General features: G+C 59.5%; 11 protein-coding genes. 1 reads left to right on the plus strand and 10 read right to left on the minus strand.

What is annotated here, in order from left to right; translation table 11 throughout:
- Positions 1 to 126: 126 nt before the first annotated feature.
- From ABSE61_RS24560 to ABSE61_RS24600, 9 genes are all read right to left on the minus strand, one after another.
- Positions 127 to 804: a helix-turn-helix domain-containing protein gene (locus ABSE61_RS24560; RefSeq protein ID WP_423873735.1), complete on the minus strand. Its 678-nt coding sequence runs from the start codon at positions 802 to 804 to the stop codon at positions 127 to 129.
- A gap of 146 nt (positions 805 to 950) precedes the next feature.
- On the minus strand, positions 951 to 2249 hold the full coding sequence (gene glnT / locus ABSE61_RS24565) for a type III glutamate--ammonia ligase (protein ID WP_423873736.1): 1299 nt from the start codon (positions 2247 to 2249) through the stop codon (positions 951 to 953).
- 45 nt (positions 2250 to 2294) lie between these two features.
- Positions 2295 to 3629 carry an FMN-binding glutamate synthase family protein gene (locus ABSE61_RS24570; RefSeq protein WP_423873737.1) on the minus strand — a complete coding sequence of 445 codons (1335 nt, stop codon included), beginning with the start codon at positions 3627 to 3629 and terminating at the stop codon, positions 2295 to 2297.
- Between the two features lie 11 nt (positions 3630 to 3640).
- Complete coding sequence (locus tag ABSE61_RS24575; protein WP_423873738.1) at positions 3641 to 4318, minus strand: GltB/FmdC/FwdC-like GXGXG domain-containing protein; 678 nt, start codon at positions 4316 to 4318, stop codon at positions 3641 to 3643.
- On the minus strand, positions 4318 to 5205 hold the full coding sequence (locus tag ABSE61_RS24580) for a class II glutamine amidotransferase (RefSeq protein WP_423873739.1): 888 nt from the start codon (positions 5203 to 5205) through the stop codon (positions 4318 to 4320). The genes ABSE61_RS24575 and ABSE61_RS24580 overlap by 1 nt, the downstream gene beginning before the upstream one ends.
- A 151-nt stretch (positions 5206 to 5356) precedes the next feature.
- Positions 5357 to 5971, minus strand: a complete 615-nt coding sequence (locus ABSE61_RS24585; protein ID WP_423873740.1) for a sarcosine oxidase subunit gamma — start codon at positions 5969 to 5971, stop codon at positions 5357 to 5359.
- Positions 5964 to 8927: a sarcosine oxidase subunit alpha family protein gene (locus ABSE61_RS24590; RefSeq protein WP_423873741.1), complete on the minus strand. Its 2964-nt coding sequence runs from the start codon at positions 8925 to 8927 to the stop codon at positions 5964 to 5966. Before ABSE61_RS24590 ends, ABSE61_RS24585 begins: the two co-directional genes overlap by 8 nt.
- A complete protein-coding gene (locus tag ABSE61_RS24595) occupies positions 8924 to 9184 on the minus strand; it encodes a sarcosine oxidase subunit delta (protein WP_423873742.1) in 261 nt (86 codons plus the stop codon). Before ABSE61_RS24595 ends, ABSE61_RS24590 begins: the two co-directional genes overlap by 4 nt.
- Positions 9185 to 9191: 7 nt before the next feature.
- Entirely contained in the window at positions 9192 to 10445 is a 1254-nt protein-coding gene (locus ABSE61_RS24600; RefSeq protein WP_423873743.1) for a sarcosine oxidase subunit beta family protein, read from the minus strand.
- A gap of 57 nt (positions 10446 to 10502) precedes the next feature.
- On the opposite strand from ABSE61_RS24600, the gene ABSE61_RS24605 reads away from it, so the two are divergent.
- The gene (locus ABSE61_RS24605; protein ID WP_423873744.1) at positions 10503 to 11513 is read left to right on the plus strand and encodes a GlxA family transcriptional regulator; all 1011 of its coding nucleotides are present in this window, start codon (positions 10503 to 10505) and stop codon (positions 11511 to 11513) included.
- A gap of 129 nt (positions 11514 to 11642) precedes the next feature.
- Here ABSE61_RS24605 and ABSE61_RS24610 read toward each other — a convergent pair whose 3' ends face one another.
- Positions 11643 to 13025, minus strand: a complete 1383-nt coding sequence (locus ABSE61_RS24610) for a cytosine deaminase (RefSeq protein WP_423873745.1) — start codon at positions 13023 to 13025, stop codon at positions 11643 to 11645.
- Between the last annotated feature and the right edge of the window lie 42 nt (positions 13026 to 13067).

Raw genomic sequence — 13067 nt, forward strand, 5'->3', positions numbered from 1 at the left:
CCGCTCATCGAAGCCTGACGATGATCAGAAAGTTTTTCTTGTTTGTCAATTCAATATCCTAGGAGGAAATAATCTTGCCTCCTCGCTCCCCTCGCAACTTCACGCCGTGTCTTCAGGACGGAAGTGCTAGCGCCGCGGGTAGATAATAATCGATAGATATTCCATCGGCGCCTTGATCAGCTCTTCCGGGCCGTGGCGTGCAGCCGCGTCGAAAAACAAGGCATCGCCCGCCTCAAGCAGATAGGTCCGGTCGGCATGACGATATCGCACCTTGCCCGACAACATGTAGATGAACTCCACGCCGACATGCCGGAAGTTGGTGTAGGGAAGCGCATCCTGCTTGAGCGTGATGAGAAAGGGCTCGACGCCGATGTCGCCGGCAAGGGAGTGGCCGAGCAGATCGTAGAGATGCCCGGCTTTGGTGCCCCGCCGCTCGATGCGTACGCCTTGCCCGGCTTTAACGAATGAGCAATCACGCCGTTCGTCCGATTCGGCGAACAGGCTGCTGATCGAAACATTGAGCGCTTTCGCAAGCGCACCGATCGTCGATAGCGAAGGTGAAATCGACCCGTTCTCGATTTTTGACAGCATGCCTGCCGAAATGCCTGCCGCAGCTCCGAGCTCTGCGACGGTCAAATCGAGCCCCTTGCGCAGGCGGCGCACTTCGGTGCCGATTTCTTCCTCGACACTTCGTGCTCGCAAATCCGCCGGCGCCAGCGAGCCGGTGAGCAAGTCCTCTGTCCCTCCCTTCGCGGTACGCCTCTGCTTTGCCGGTTTCGACTCCCGGCTGCTTTTCTTTGCCATTCGGCCAACCATCCCTGCCCCTTCGTGGGTGCCAATGCCAGCTCACATCCTTACAGTGCTTTTGGCCGAGGCGGAACGACCAGTGCAAACGATCCTTGTTGTCAGAATTTCAGGGGGCCCGGCGTCTGCGGCGGGACATCCGGCGATCAGCAGTCCAATGTCGTCTGGCGTTCCCAATCGGTGAGGTGGCTCGCGAAACTGTTCCATTCCTCGTGTTTCAGCTTTAGATAGGAAGGCACCAGTTCGCCCAGCGCGCCCTTCAACACGTCGGATGCCTCCAGCGCGCGGAGCGCATCCAGCAAATTCAACGGAAGCCTCTTCTTGACGTCAACGGTATGGCCGTCGGTATACATGTTGATGTCGAGCCGCTTGCCCGGATCGCGCTTGTTCGCAACGCCATCCAGTCCGGCAGCAAGCACCGCGGCAGGCATCAGATAAGGATTTGCGGCGCCGTCCGCCAAACGCAGCTCGAAACGATCTCCTTCGGGCACGCGGATCATGTGCGTGCGGTTGTTGCCGGTCCAGGTGACAGAGTTTGGCGACCACGTTGCACCCGACAAGGTACGCGGTGCGTTGATCCGCTTGTAGCTGTTGACGGTCGGATTGAGTATCGCGGCGAGCGCATCGGCCGAATGCATCAGCCCTCCGATAAAGGCCAAGCCGGTCGGAGAAAGGCCCTGCTCGCTTGCACCATCGGCAAATACGTTCCTGTCACCTTTCCACATCGAGACATGCATGTGGCAACCGTTACCGGTCAGGTTGGCGAAAGGCTTGGGCATGAACGTCGCGCGCAGGCCATGCTTCTCGGCAATAGCCTTCGTCATATACTTGAAAAAGGAGTGGCGATCTGCGGTGACCAGCGCATTGTCGTAGTGCCAGTTCATTTCGAACTGGCCATTGGCATCTTCGTGATCGTTCTGGTAAGGACGCCAACCCAATTCAGCCATCGCATCACAGATTTCCGTGATGACATCGTAGCGGCGCATCAGCGCCTGCTGGTCATAGCACGGCTTGACCTGGGTGTCGGCGTGATCGGCGATCGAAGTACCGTCCGGTGCTATCAGGAAGAATTCGCACTCCACGCCGTTCTTCATTTCCATGCCGTCCGCCTGGGCCCTCTTCAGCTGAGCCTGCAGCACATTGCGGGGCGCATGTTCGACAGGTCTGCCGTTCATGAAGAGGTCTGCCGCCAACCAGCCCACTTCACGCTTCCAGGGTAACTGAACGAGGCTTTCCGGATCAGGCACCGCAAACAGATCGGGATCCGCCGGCGTCATGTCCAGCCATGTTGCAAAGCCAGCGAAACCAGCGCCGTTCTTCGACATTTCGCCGATCGCGGATGCGGGCACCAGCTTCGCACGCTGATTGCCGAACAGATCGGTGTAGGAGATCAGGAAATATTTGATGGCGCGTTCTTTAGCTGTTTCAACCAGATCGTTTGCCATGTGCGTCCTGCCCAAATGATGCAAGTTATGGAGTCGTCTCTCGATTTAAAACGACGCCCCTGTGCTTCCCGGAATCCAGTCCGTGCCGGCCAGCGGCACGCGGGCCATTGCGGCCGCCTCGATCGTCAACGCGACCAGATCCTCCGGCTCCAGATTGTGGACGTGGCTCTTGCCGCAGGCGCGCGCGATCGTTTGGGCTTCCAATGTCAGCACCGACAGGTAGTTGGCGAGACGGTGACCAGCCCTGACCGGATCAAGCCGGGAAGCCAGTTCCGGATCCTGCGTAGTGATGCCCGCCGGATCACGTCCGTCCTGCCAATCGTCATAGGCGCCCGCGGTCGTACCGAGCTTCCGATATTCGTCCTCGAACGCAGGATCGTTGTCGCCGAGCGCGACAAGGGCCGCAGTGCCTATGGACACCGCGTCAGCACCAAGTGCCAGCGCCTTCGCGACATCGGCGCCCGTTCGGATACCTCCCGAAACAATCAACTGAACCTTACGATGCAGACCGAGATCCCGAAGCGCCTGTACGGACTGCCAAATGCAAGCAAGCGTCGGGATACCGACGTTCTCGATGAAGACCTCCTGTGTGGCGGCCGTGCCTCCCTGCATGCCATCAACCACGACGACGTCGGCGCCGGCTTTCGCTGCAAGCGCCGTGTCGTAGTACGGCCGCGAAGCGCCGATCTTCACGTAGATCGGCTTCTCCCAGTCCGTTATTTCGCGCAACTCGCCGATTTTGATTTCGAGATCGTCGGGCCCGGTCCAATCGGGGTGCCGGCAGGCGGAGCGCTGGTCGATACCCTCCGGCAAATCGCGCATTTCGGCAACTCGCGCACTGATCTTCTGACCTAGCAACATCCCTCCGCCACCGGGCTTCGCGCCCTGTCCCACCACCACTTCGATGGCGTCCGCCTTGCGCAGATCATCCGGATTCATGCCGTATCGTGACGGGAGATATTGATAGACAAGTATCTTTGAGTGGCTGCGCTCTTCCACTGTCATGCCGCCATCACCCGTCGTCGTCGACGTACCGACTGCGCTCGCTCCGCGGCCCAGCGCTTCCTTGGCCGGCGCGGACAGTGCTCCGAAACTCATTCCGGCTATCGTCACCGGAGTCTTGATCGTGATTGGCTTGCTGGCAAATCGGCTTCCCAGGACGACATCCGTCCCGCACTTCTCGCGGTATCCCTCAAGGGGATAACGTGACATCGACGCGCCGAGGAACAACAGATCGTCGAAATGCGGCAGATGGCGCTTGGCACCGCCACCGCGGATATCGTAAATGCCCGTCGCCGCCGCACGTTGTATTTGTGCAATCGCGTAACGGTCGAATGTTGCGGAAAATCGCGGAGGCGTTGGCGGAGAATTTTCGCTCATTCCTTCTCCGATCAATACGCGTTGTCGACATGAAAATGGTAGAGCCGTCGCGCCGACCCGAATAACCGAAACGAGTCGACGGAAACATCCACGCCTGCACGGTCCAGCAGATCCGAGAGGATGGCTCGCTCTTCGCTGCGAAGCGGCTTCTCCTCACAATCTGCACCAAGGCTCTTGACCTCACCCCGCACAAATAGCCTCGCTTCATAGATCGAGTCACCCAGCGCTTCGCCGGCGTCGCCCAGAACGACCAGATTGCCGGTCTGGGCCATGAAAGCACTCATTGGGCCAATCGAACCTTTCACGACGATATCAATACCCTTCATCGAGATGCCGCAACGGGCCGATGCATTGCCTTCGATGATGAGGAGTCCGCCGCGGCCGGTGGCGCCTGCTGCCTGGCTGGCGTCGCCAGCAAGCCGGACCACGCCCGACATCATGTTTTCGGCAAGGCCCACCCCTGCGTTTCCGTTGATCGTGATTTGGGCGTCCTTGTTCATGCCGGCGCAATAATAACCGACATGTCCTTCGATCATGACCTCTATTGGTGCATCAATGCCGACGGCAATCGAATGCTGACCCGCCGGATTTTGCACCATCCAATGGGTTTCGTTGGTGTTGCGCGGCAGTTGATGAAGCGCCTTGTTGAGTTCACGGACCCGCGCAACGGCGAGATCGACAACCGGCATCAACGATGCTCCCAAGCATAGACCTTGGCAGGTTCCGGCTCGAAAATGCGCGCCTTTTCGATTCCCGGCAGGACGGCGAGCGCCCGGTATTCGGTACCGAACGCCACGTAACGGTCGGTCTCGGCCATCACCGCCGGCTTGCAGGAGATCGGATCGCGCAACACGGCGAAACCATTCTCGGTACCGACGACGAAGGTGTAGAAACCGTCAAGCGTGCCGAGGCTCGCCTCAAGCGCTCTTTTGAGGCTGTCGCCTTCCCTCATCCGCCATGTCACGAACCCCGCGGCGACTTCGGTGTCGTTGTCGGTCGCGAATGTCAGTCCTTCGCGTTCAAGGTTTCGCCTGACGCTGCGGTGGTTTGAAAGCGACCCGTTATGGACAAGGCACTGATCGGCACCGGTCGAAAACGGATGAGCGCCCGCGGTCGTCACGGCAGATTCGGTCGCCATACGCGTATGTCCGACGCCATGTGTTCCCGCCATTTCCGGCAGGTTGAATCTCTTAATGACATCGGCGGGCAAACCGACTTCCTTGTAAAGTTCGATCCGGTGGCCCGCGCCGATAACCGCAAGGTCAGGCCGGTACACAGAAAGCCATTCGCGGACCTTGCCAGTCACTTCGTCGGAAAACGAAAGCACCGCGTGAGTATCACGCAATGTGAGACCGACAGCGGTGCCCAACGCTTCAGAAAGATCCTTGGAGAGGCTGGCCAGGTTCGAGCCGCGCACGGTGAGCTTGAAATGATCGGAAGCGCCCTCACCATAGACAGCAAAGCCTGCGCTGTCGGGGCCGCGATCCGTCATCACCTGAAGCATCTGGCCGAGCATGCTGCCGAGCCGTGGCCGGAGATCCTGTTCCTTCAAAAAAAGCCCAACGATCCCGCACACATGAAGCTCCTGTTCTGGCCCCAAGGATTTGTAGACAGGCGACCCCGTCATTGTCAATCAGAGGAAATATTGTTTCCTTTCACGAAATCAAGAAAGATCACGAGCAAGCAGGACTTTGCGCGAAAGCACGACAAGGGCGCGATCAATCGGCTCAAACTGGAGGGGATCGATCTTCCCGGACAAGACCAACGCCAAGCGCTGTAGATGTAGCCGTCATCCAGTGCCAGAAGCTGTCGGCGAAACTTCGAAACAGCGCTATTTCGAAGGTGGGGGTTTCGTCAATCTGCCAGATCGTAACGCCGATATGAGAGACCGTGGTTACAGCGGCAGAACCAGGACCGAAAACCGACGGATCGAAATCAATGAATGCTCCGCGAGAGAGAATTTGGCGGGCGAAAATGCCGGAGATCCGCAACACAGCATATGCGCTCGTCTGATCCGCCACGGACGCCAGTCCAACCAGCGACGACGCCAGTTCAGAAGCCATCAAGGGATCGGCGCCCCGGAATATCGCGAGCCAAACACCCGGCCCAACTCCCACCAGCGCCCTGACACCGTTCGAAACACGCCGAGGCGTTGAAGGAAGTGGTAGCCCGAATTCGCAATGAATCTTCGCTGCCAACGCCCGGTCATCGCCCCGTGACATCACCGTGGCTATGGCCAAATCCAGCCGCTCTTCGATTCGAATATCGTTGGTATCCCCATGGGGCGCTAGGGTGCGGAGGTGCTGTTCAAAGGCTCCGCGCGGAATAATTGTCTCAGCCACGAACGCGGGCTCCTTCGGGATCTACAAAGATCGGACTGAAAATCTCGATTTCGACATCGCCGTTGCGAACGGGATCGTGGCTCCTGAGACGTTCGCCAATCCGTCGCGGACCGCCGCTGACCAGACCAAGGCCGATCCAGCCGTTCATCGCCGGCGAGAACGCGACCGAGGTGACGTAGCCAAGATCGTTGTCGGCGCGGTTTTCACTCGATAACAGGAGAACGTGCGCGCCCGCACGAAGACGCTTGGAACGATCGACCGGGCGCAAGCCTACCAGCGAAGGCCGCGCAGGATCGGTGAGCGCCGGACGGCCGGCGAGGACGCGTCCGACATAATCTTTCTTCTGTGACATCATCCGCCCGAAGCCGAGATCGGTTGCCGTGGTCTGGCCGCTAAGCTCGCTGCCCGCCGGGTGCCCCTTTTCGATCCGAAGCACGCCAAGCGCTTCGCTGCCATAGGCAACCACGCCGAGTTTGCATCCCTCCCGCATCAGGATGCGGATCAACGCGTCGCCGTACCGCGCCGGAACGGCGATTTCGTAGGCAAGTTCGCCGGAGAACGAAAGCCGGAATATTCTTGCCGGCACGCCCATCCAGACGAGCGAGGTCGCCGACATGTATGGAAACGCCTCGTTCGAAAGATCGATGTTCGAAAAAACCTTTTGCAACAACCGCCGCGAATTCGGCCCCGCGACAGCGAACTGTGCCCATTGTTCGGTGACGGAAACGGCTTGCACATTGAGTTCAGGCCAAAGCACCTGCCTGCAATAGTCAACGTGCTGCATGATTTTGACTGCATTGGCGGTCGTGGTGGTCATGTAGTAGTGGTCGTCCGCCAGTCGGGTCGTCGTGCCGTCATCGAGAACGAAGCCGTCCTCCCGCAACATGACGCCATAGCGCGCCTTTCCGACTGGAAGGGTTGAGAACATGTTGATGTAAAGGCGATCCAGAAAAATGCCGGCGTCGGCGCCGTGAAGATCGATCTTGCCCAGCGTCGATACATCGCAAACACCCACTGACGTACGCACGGCGGCGGCTTCGCGCGTGACGCTATCCAGCCAATCTTTTTCGGTAGGCTTCGGAAACCATTGGGCGCGCTTCCACAGTCCGGTATCGACAAAAACGGCGCCGTTTTCGACAGCCCAATCGTGGCTGGCAGCGCGCCGCTCGGGGCGAAAATTTTCTTCGCGATGATGTCCGGCCAGCGCGCCAATCGCGACCGGAAGATATGGCGGTCTGGACAGAATCGTTCCGGTCTCCGCCAGAGTTTTGCCGAGATGACGCGCCAGCAGGGCCTGACCATTGACCTGGCCCAGTCTGCCCTGATCGGTAGCCATCCCGAGCGTCGTATACCTTTTCAGGTGCTCGACCGAGCTGAACCCTTCCTGCGCGGCCAATCCAATATCGGTGTCGGTGACATCGTGCTGGAAATCGACGAAGACCTTTTTTTTGGCGCCTGCGACATGCCAAAGCGGCATGCTTGCTGTTGCATCTTCGCCGCACCGTGGAGTAATCGCGGCCGACGGGGAAAAACCTAAATCTCCCGCCGCCGCCATACCTGCGCACTGGCCATCCTTCAATGCCTCCGCGAGCGAGAAATTTCCCGCAGCCGAGCCCGCCAGCGTCATGCCGGCAGGCGGACTCGCCAGCACGAAGGCGTGGATCTCGTCGGACCAGACCGGCCGGCTTCCCAGATTGCAGCCAATGCCCATGGCCGGATTCCACCCGCCTGATATCGCAAGCACGTCCGCGGCGACGTTCTGAGTTTTACCATCCGAGCCTCGAACCGTAAGGCTTCGCAGACTGCGGCCTCCCAAAGCATCGACCACGACGGTGTTTTCGAGGACACGGATGCCGGCAGCCGCAAAGCGACGCGCACCCTCTGTCAACGCAGAAGCACGCGCGTCGATGACGGCTGTGACGTTGGCCCCGCACTCCGTCAGATCCTTCGCCGCGGCCCATCCACTTTCCGTCGTCGTGTAAATGACGATCTCCTCGCCCGGCGAGGCGGCAAAACGGGTCGCGTAGGCACGAACCGCCGATGCCATCATGACCCCGGGCAGATCATTGCCTCCGAAAAGCAACGGCCGCTCGATTGCTCCCGTTGCGAGGATGACGCGCTTCGCGCGAATCTTCCAAAGTCTTTGGCGCGGCGCGCCCGACTTCGGTTCAGCGAGATGATCCGAAACCCGCTCGACCGCGCCGAAAGTACCACCGTCGTACGCACCAAAAACGGTCGTTCGCGTAAATATCGAGACGTTGGGCATCGCCGTCAGGATGCCCTCGATCCTTCGCACCCAATCGCCTGCAGGCGCCCCATCGATTTCGTGCTTCTCACATTGCAGGCGCCCCCCCAGTAGCCAGTCGTCCTCGACCAGGATCACGCGCGCGTTCGCTTGCGAAGCCGCAAGCGCCGCACCCAGGCCAGCAGGCCCGGAGCCTATGACCAAGATATCGCAGAAGGCGTGAGCCTTGTCGTAGGTGTCAAGGTCAGACTGCGTGCTCGCCCTGCCGAGACCGGCGGCGCGACGGATCAGCGGTTCGTAGACCTTTTCCCAGAACGACGCTGGCCACATGAACGTCTTGTAGTAGAATCCCGCCGTCAGCAACGGCGAGACCAGGTTATTCAGCGCCATCAAATCAAAGCCGAGGGATGGCCAGCGATTCTGACTTTCGGCGACGAGTCCCTCGAACAACTGCACGGACGTTGCCCGCGTGTTCGGCTCTGCCCGCGCACCTTTCCTTAGCGTCACGAGGGCATTCGGCTCCTCGTTGCCGGCGCTGAGGATGCCGCGGGGGCGATGGTATTTAAACGACCGGCCGACTACCCGGATTCCATTCGCGAGCAGCGCGGAGGCCAGCGTGTCGCCCTCGTAACCCCTGAGCTTTTTGCCGTCGAACACAAAATTCAACGGTTTGTCGCGATTGATGAGTCCGCCCGACGGCAAGCGGCTCATGGCCTACTCTCCTTCGCCAGCGTGGACGCAGATATGACGTGCGTCCGCGTATTTCGCTTCACGACGAGCCAGTTCCGGCAGCCTTGTCCGTGATACCATTGTTCCGAGATTTCGCCGGCCAGGTTGCTGCGCATGTAGACATATTCGACAAATGCCTCTTCGCCCGCATCCGCGGCCGGACGCACGACAGACGCATCGCCGCGATAGGCGAACTCCGCGCTATCTCGCTCGCCGCAATAGGGACATGGTATTTTCATAAAACCTCTAGTGCAGGTTGGGTTGGGCGCCCTGGCCCTTCTCGTCGATGACGCGGCCGGTCGCGAACCTGTCGAGCCGAAGCGAAACAGCCGTGTGGTGTGGCTCATCTCGCGCAAGCAGATGAGCGAAACACCAGCCGCTCGCCGGCGTCGCCTTGAATCCGCCGTAACACCATCCGGCGTTCAGATATAAGCCATCGATCGGAGAACGATCGATGATCGGTGAGCCGTCCATGGACATGTCCATGATGCCCCCCCAGGATCTGAGCATGCGCAGGCGGCCGATCATGGGCATTAGAGCCATGCCGCCCTCGCAGACATCTTCTACCACCGGCAAGTTTCCACGCTGGGCATAGCTGTTGTAGCCGTCGATATCGCCGCCGAACACAAGGCCGCCTTTGTCGGACTGGCTGACGTAGAAATGGCCGGCCCCGAAGGTGATGACACCGGGTATCAACGGCTTGAGTGCTTCCGTCACGAACGCCTGCAAAACATGGCTTTCGATCGGAAGCCGCAGGCCTGCCATTTCGGCGACTTGAGAGCTGTGTCCGGCCACCGCCATGCCGATTTTGCCGCCCATGATGCGACCGCGCGTCGTTTCAACTCCGGTCATTCGGCCTTGCGGACTGCGAATGAAGCCCGTCACCTCGCAGTTCTGAATGATGTCGACGCCGAGTTCGGAAGCCGCCCGTGCGTAGCCCCAGACGACCGCATCATGTCGCGCCGTTCCACCTCGACGCTGCAACAGACCGCCCTGGATCGGAAATCGGGCATGTTCGAAATTCAGGAACGGCGCCATCTGCCTGACGGCCTCATGGTCGAGCAGTTCGGCATCGACACCGTGCAGCCGCATCGCATTGCCGCGTCGCGCATAGCCGTCCCGCTGCGTGTCGCTGTGGTACAAATTCAGCACGCCGCGCTGGCTTACCATCGCATTGTAGTTGAGATCTTGTTCCAGTCCTTCCCAAAGCTTCATCGACCATTCGTAGAACGGGATATTTCCATCCAGTCCGTAATTGGACCTGATGATCGTCGTATTGCGTCCGGCATTCCCACCGCCAATCCAGCCACGTTCAAGCACAGCTACTTTTTTGATGCCGTGGTTCCTGACGAGGTAGTAGGCGGTCGCCAGCCCGTGGCCTCCCCCGCCGATGACGATCACGTCATAAGGCCCGTTTGGCGCAGCATCACGCCATGCCGGCTGCCAATGGCGGTGCTTCGTCAGAGCGCCTCGCGCCAAGGCAAAAAGAGAATATCGCATCCGCTCCGGTCCAAGCAGTTGGTTTTAGCCCATAATGGCTGTTAGTCGAGATGAGGCATGACGAAAAGCGACATCATTTTGCCGATTAGCGACAAACGAAATCTGCACCAAAATCGCGCGATCCGCATCGGCTTTCTGTTGATCGACGGATTCGCGCTGATGTCTTACGCGTCCCTCGTCGAAGCTTTTCGCGCCGCCAATGTTCTGTCGGGACGCACCCTCTACGAATGGAAGCATATCTCGGTCAGAGAAGCGTTCGTAAACGCGTCGAATGGTGCGAGATTCCGGGCGGATGCGCAAATCGACGACACACTCGCACTTGATCTCTTGCTCGTGTGCGCGGCTGGAAATCCGGCTCTGTTTCGTGACAAGCGTACTTTCGCCCGGTTGCGCTATCAGGCTTCGCGGAAGATGCGGATCGGCGGCGTCTCCGGTGGTCCCTATATTCTCGCGCGCGCCGGCCTGCTCGACGGCTATCGTTGCACAATCCATTGGGAACACCGGCCGGCTTTTATTGAGGCCTTTCCGCAGCTCGACGTCCAGCAGGGACTGTACGTCATCGATCGGGATCGACTCACCTGCGCTGGCGGCATTGCAGGCCTCGATCTGGCCACGGCGTTGATTGCGGAAAACCACGGTCGTCAACTCGCAACCATGGTGAATGACTGGTTCCTCCAAACCCAGCTTCGCGAGGCGCACGCAACCCAACGGGTATCGCTTCGCGAACGGTACAAGTCAACCAACGAGAAGATCCTGGCGACGCTGGCCGCAATGGAGGCCAATCTGGAAGAGCCACTCAGCCGAGCGGCGCTGGCGCGACGTAATCAGGTTTCGGTAAGACAGCTCGAAAGACTGTTTCGGTCCAACCTGCGGCAGACCATCGGAACGACCTACATGCGTATCCGGCTAACCAGGGCGGCCATCCTATTGAAAGAATCGAGCATCCCGCTCGTCGATATCGCCCTTGCGAGCGGGTTCGCAAGCGCTAGTCACTTTTCTAGGGCATTCAAAAGGTGGCACGGCACCCCCCCGAGGGCGTTGCGCAACGCCATGAATAAACAAAGGTGATTGAATCATAGGCTCTATGCGAGTTTGGAAGAACAAAGGACCGGTGTGTACAAGAGACGGCGATGCAATACGAACGGCAGACCAACGCTCACATCCGCGGAAGCAAACCGAGTTAGCAGCCACTAGGGATCATCCGGCAGCCTCCTCGACTTCAACTGCGGAGATCGGCGCCGACATCAAATCGTCAAGCTCTTCGTAGTCAGGCAAACGGTCACGCAGGCGCCTACCGCGATGAAGAACGATACGATCCGCCTGAGGCCGGGACAGTAATTCGTTTATCGTACGAGCGGCGAATAGCATTAGTCTTGCCGGGCCACCTACTGCGACGCGACCATGGGAAGGAGCGCGGATCATCTCGCTGGGTACCGGCCCGACCACCGCGGGCACGTCGATCAGCGGATGATCTAGATGAAAGATGCGTACCGCCTGCTGGAACGTATCGACCATATCGTGATCCCCGTAGGCGTACCAAGTGTCGCGGCAATTGTCGCCGGCGACCGCAACTGGAATGCCGGCGCTTCGCAGTTCGTGCAACAACGTCACGCCGCGCCATCGCGGCGTACGGCCGGAAGCGCGATCCTGAAGATAGACCATGGGCGTGGGCAGCGTTACGACAGATAGGGCGGCTTCGGCACAGAGCTCGATGGTACGCCCCGCGACATCTTCAGGCTGCAAAGCGAGATTGACGCAATGATCGCAGACGACGCGGTTTGCAAATTGGTTACGCATCACCGCAGCGGCAACCCGCGGTAGCGAAAAGGCTTCTAGGTCATCAGACTCATCAACATGCAGATCGACATCGAGTCCGCGATCAGCGGCGAGCCTTAGCACGGTGTCGAGTAGAACATCGGTGTCAGCGAGCGTTCCCACGTGATCCTTGCCGGCGGCGCGGGTGACGCCACCGAGCACTCCACCGGACTGCTCAACAAGATCGGCAAGCCAGACGCCGTAATCTCCGCGGAAAGCATCGATTGGCACGAGCGCCACCGCCTGAAGCTCGATCCGGCCGGCCCACTCATCGCGCAAGTCGCGAAACACCGCCCAACCACGTTCCGCTAGTCCTTCATGCGAATCTAGATGTGTACGGATGGCGGATACCCCATGAGCATAAGCGCAGCGCAATCCGAACGACATGCGACGATAAAGGTCGTCATAGCTCCAGAACTTGCGATCACGCACGGTGCCGACGCGGCCGCCCGTGAATGTGCCGTCCGGATTGCTGCGAGGAATGACGTGGCACTTGTCTAGATGAGCGTGCATATCGACGAGCGTGGGCCAGACGTGCCGACCAGCCATGTCGACAGACGGCGGTTGAGATGCGGCAATCGTGCCGGATGCGACGATGCGGCCAATAGCCCCCTCTTCAATCAATAGATCGAGCAAAACGGTGCCATCACCGTCTGCAACCGCCTCGGCAACCGTTGTGGCCATGAAGCAGGTCGGCACGCGTGCCCGCTTCAGCCAGTATGGTCCTGACTCCGGGATGGTGAGAGTGCTCAGATCGAAGCTCATGTTGATAGTTCCCCTCTCAAATAATCACGAATCTAACACTTC

It is taken from the genome of Bradyrhizobium sp., assembly GCF_049519115.1.
GTDB lineage: Bacteria > Pseudomonadota > Alphaproteobacteria > Rhizobiales > Xanthobacteraceae > Bradyrhizobium.

What these genes read in the sequence shown, in the direction of transcription:
- ABSE61_RS24560 (WP_423873735.1), bottom strand. Translation starts at nt 804, where the DNA reads ATGGCAAAGAAAAGCAGCCGGGAGTCGAAACCGGCAAAGCAGAGGCGT.
- glnT (WP_423873736.1), bottom strand. Translation starts at nt 2,249, where the DNA reads ATGGCAAACGATCTGGTTGAAACAGCTAAAGAACGCGCCATCAAATAT.
- ABSE61_RS24570 (WP_423873737.1), bottom strand. Translation starts at nt 3,629, where the DNA reads ATGAGCGAAAATTCTCCGCCAACGCCTCCGCGATTTTCCGCAACATTC.
- ABSE61_RS24575 (WP_423873738.1), bottom strand. Translation starts at nt 4,318, where the DNA reads ATGCCGGTTGTCGATCTCGCCGTTGCGCGGGTCCGTGAACTCAACAAG.
- ABSE61_RS24590 (WP_423873741.1), bottom strand. Translation starts at nt 8,927, where the DNA reads ATGAGCCGCTTGCCGTCGGGCGGACTCATCAATCGCGACAAACCGTTG.
- ABSE61_RS24595 (WP_423873742.1), bottom strand. Translation starts at nt 9,184, where the DNA reads ATGAAAATACCATGTCCCTATTGCGGCGAGCGAGATAGCGCGGAGTTC.
- ABSE61_RS24600 (WP_423873743.1), bottom strand. Translation starts at nt 10,445, where the DNA reads ATGCGATATTCTCTTTTTGCCTTGGCGCGAGGCGCTCTGACGAAGCAC.
- ABSE61_RS24605 (WP_423873744.1), top strand. Translation starts at nt 10,503, where the DNA reads ATGACGAAAAGCGACATCATTTTGCCGATTAGCGACAAACGAAATCTG.
- ABSE61_RS24610 (WP_423873745.1), bottom strand. Translation starts at nt 13,025, where the DNA reads ATGAGCTTCGATCTGAGCACTCTCACCATCCCGGAGTCAGGACCATAC.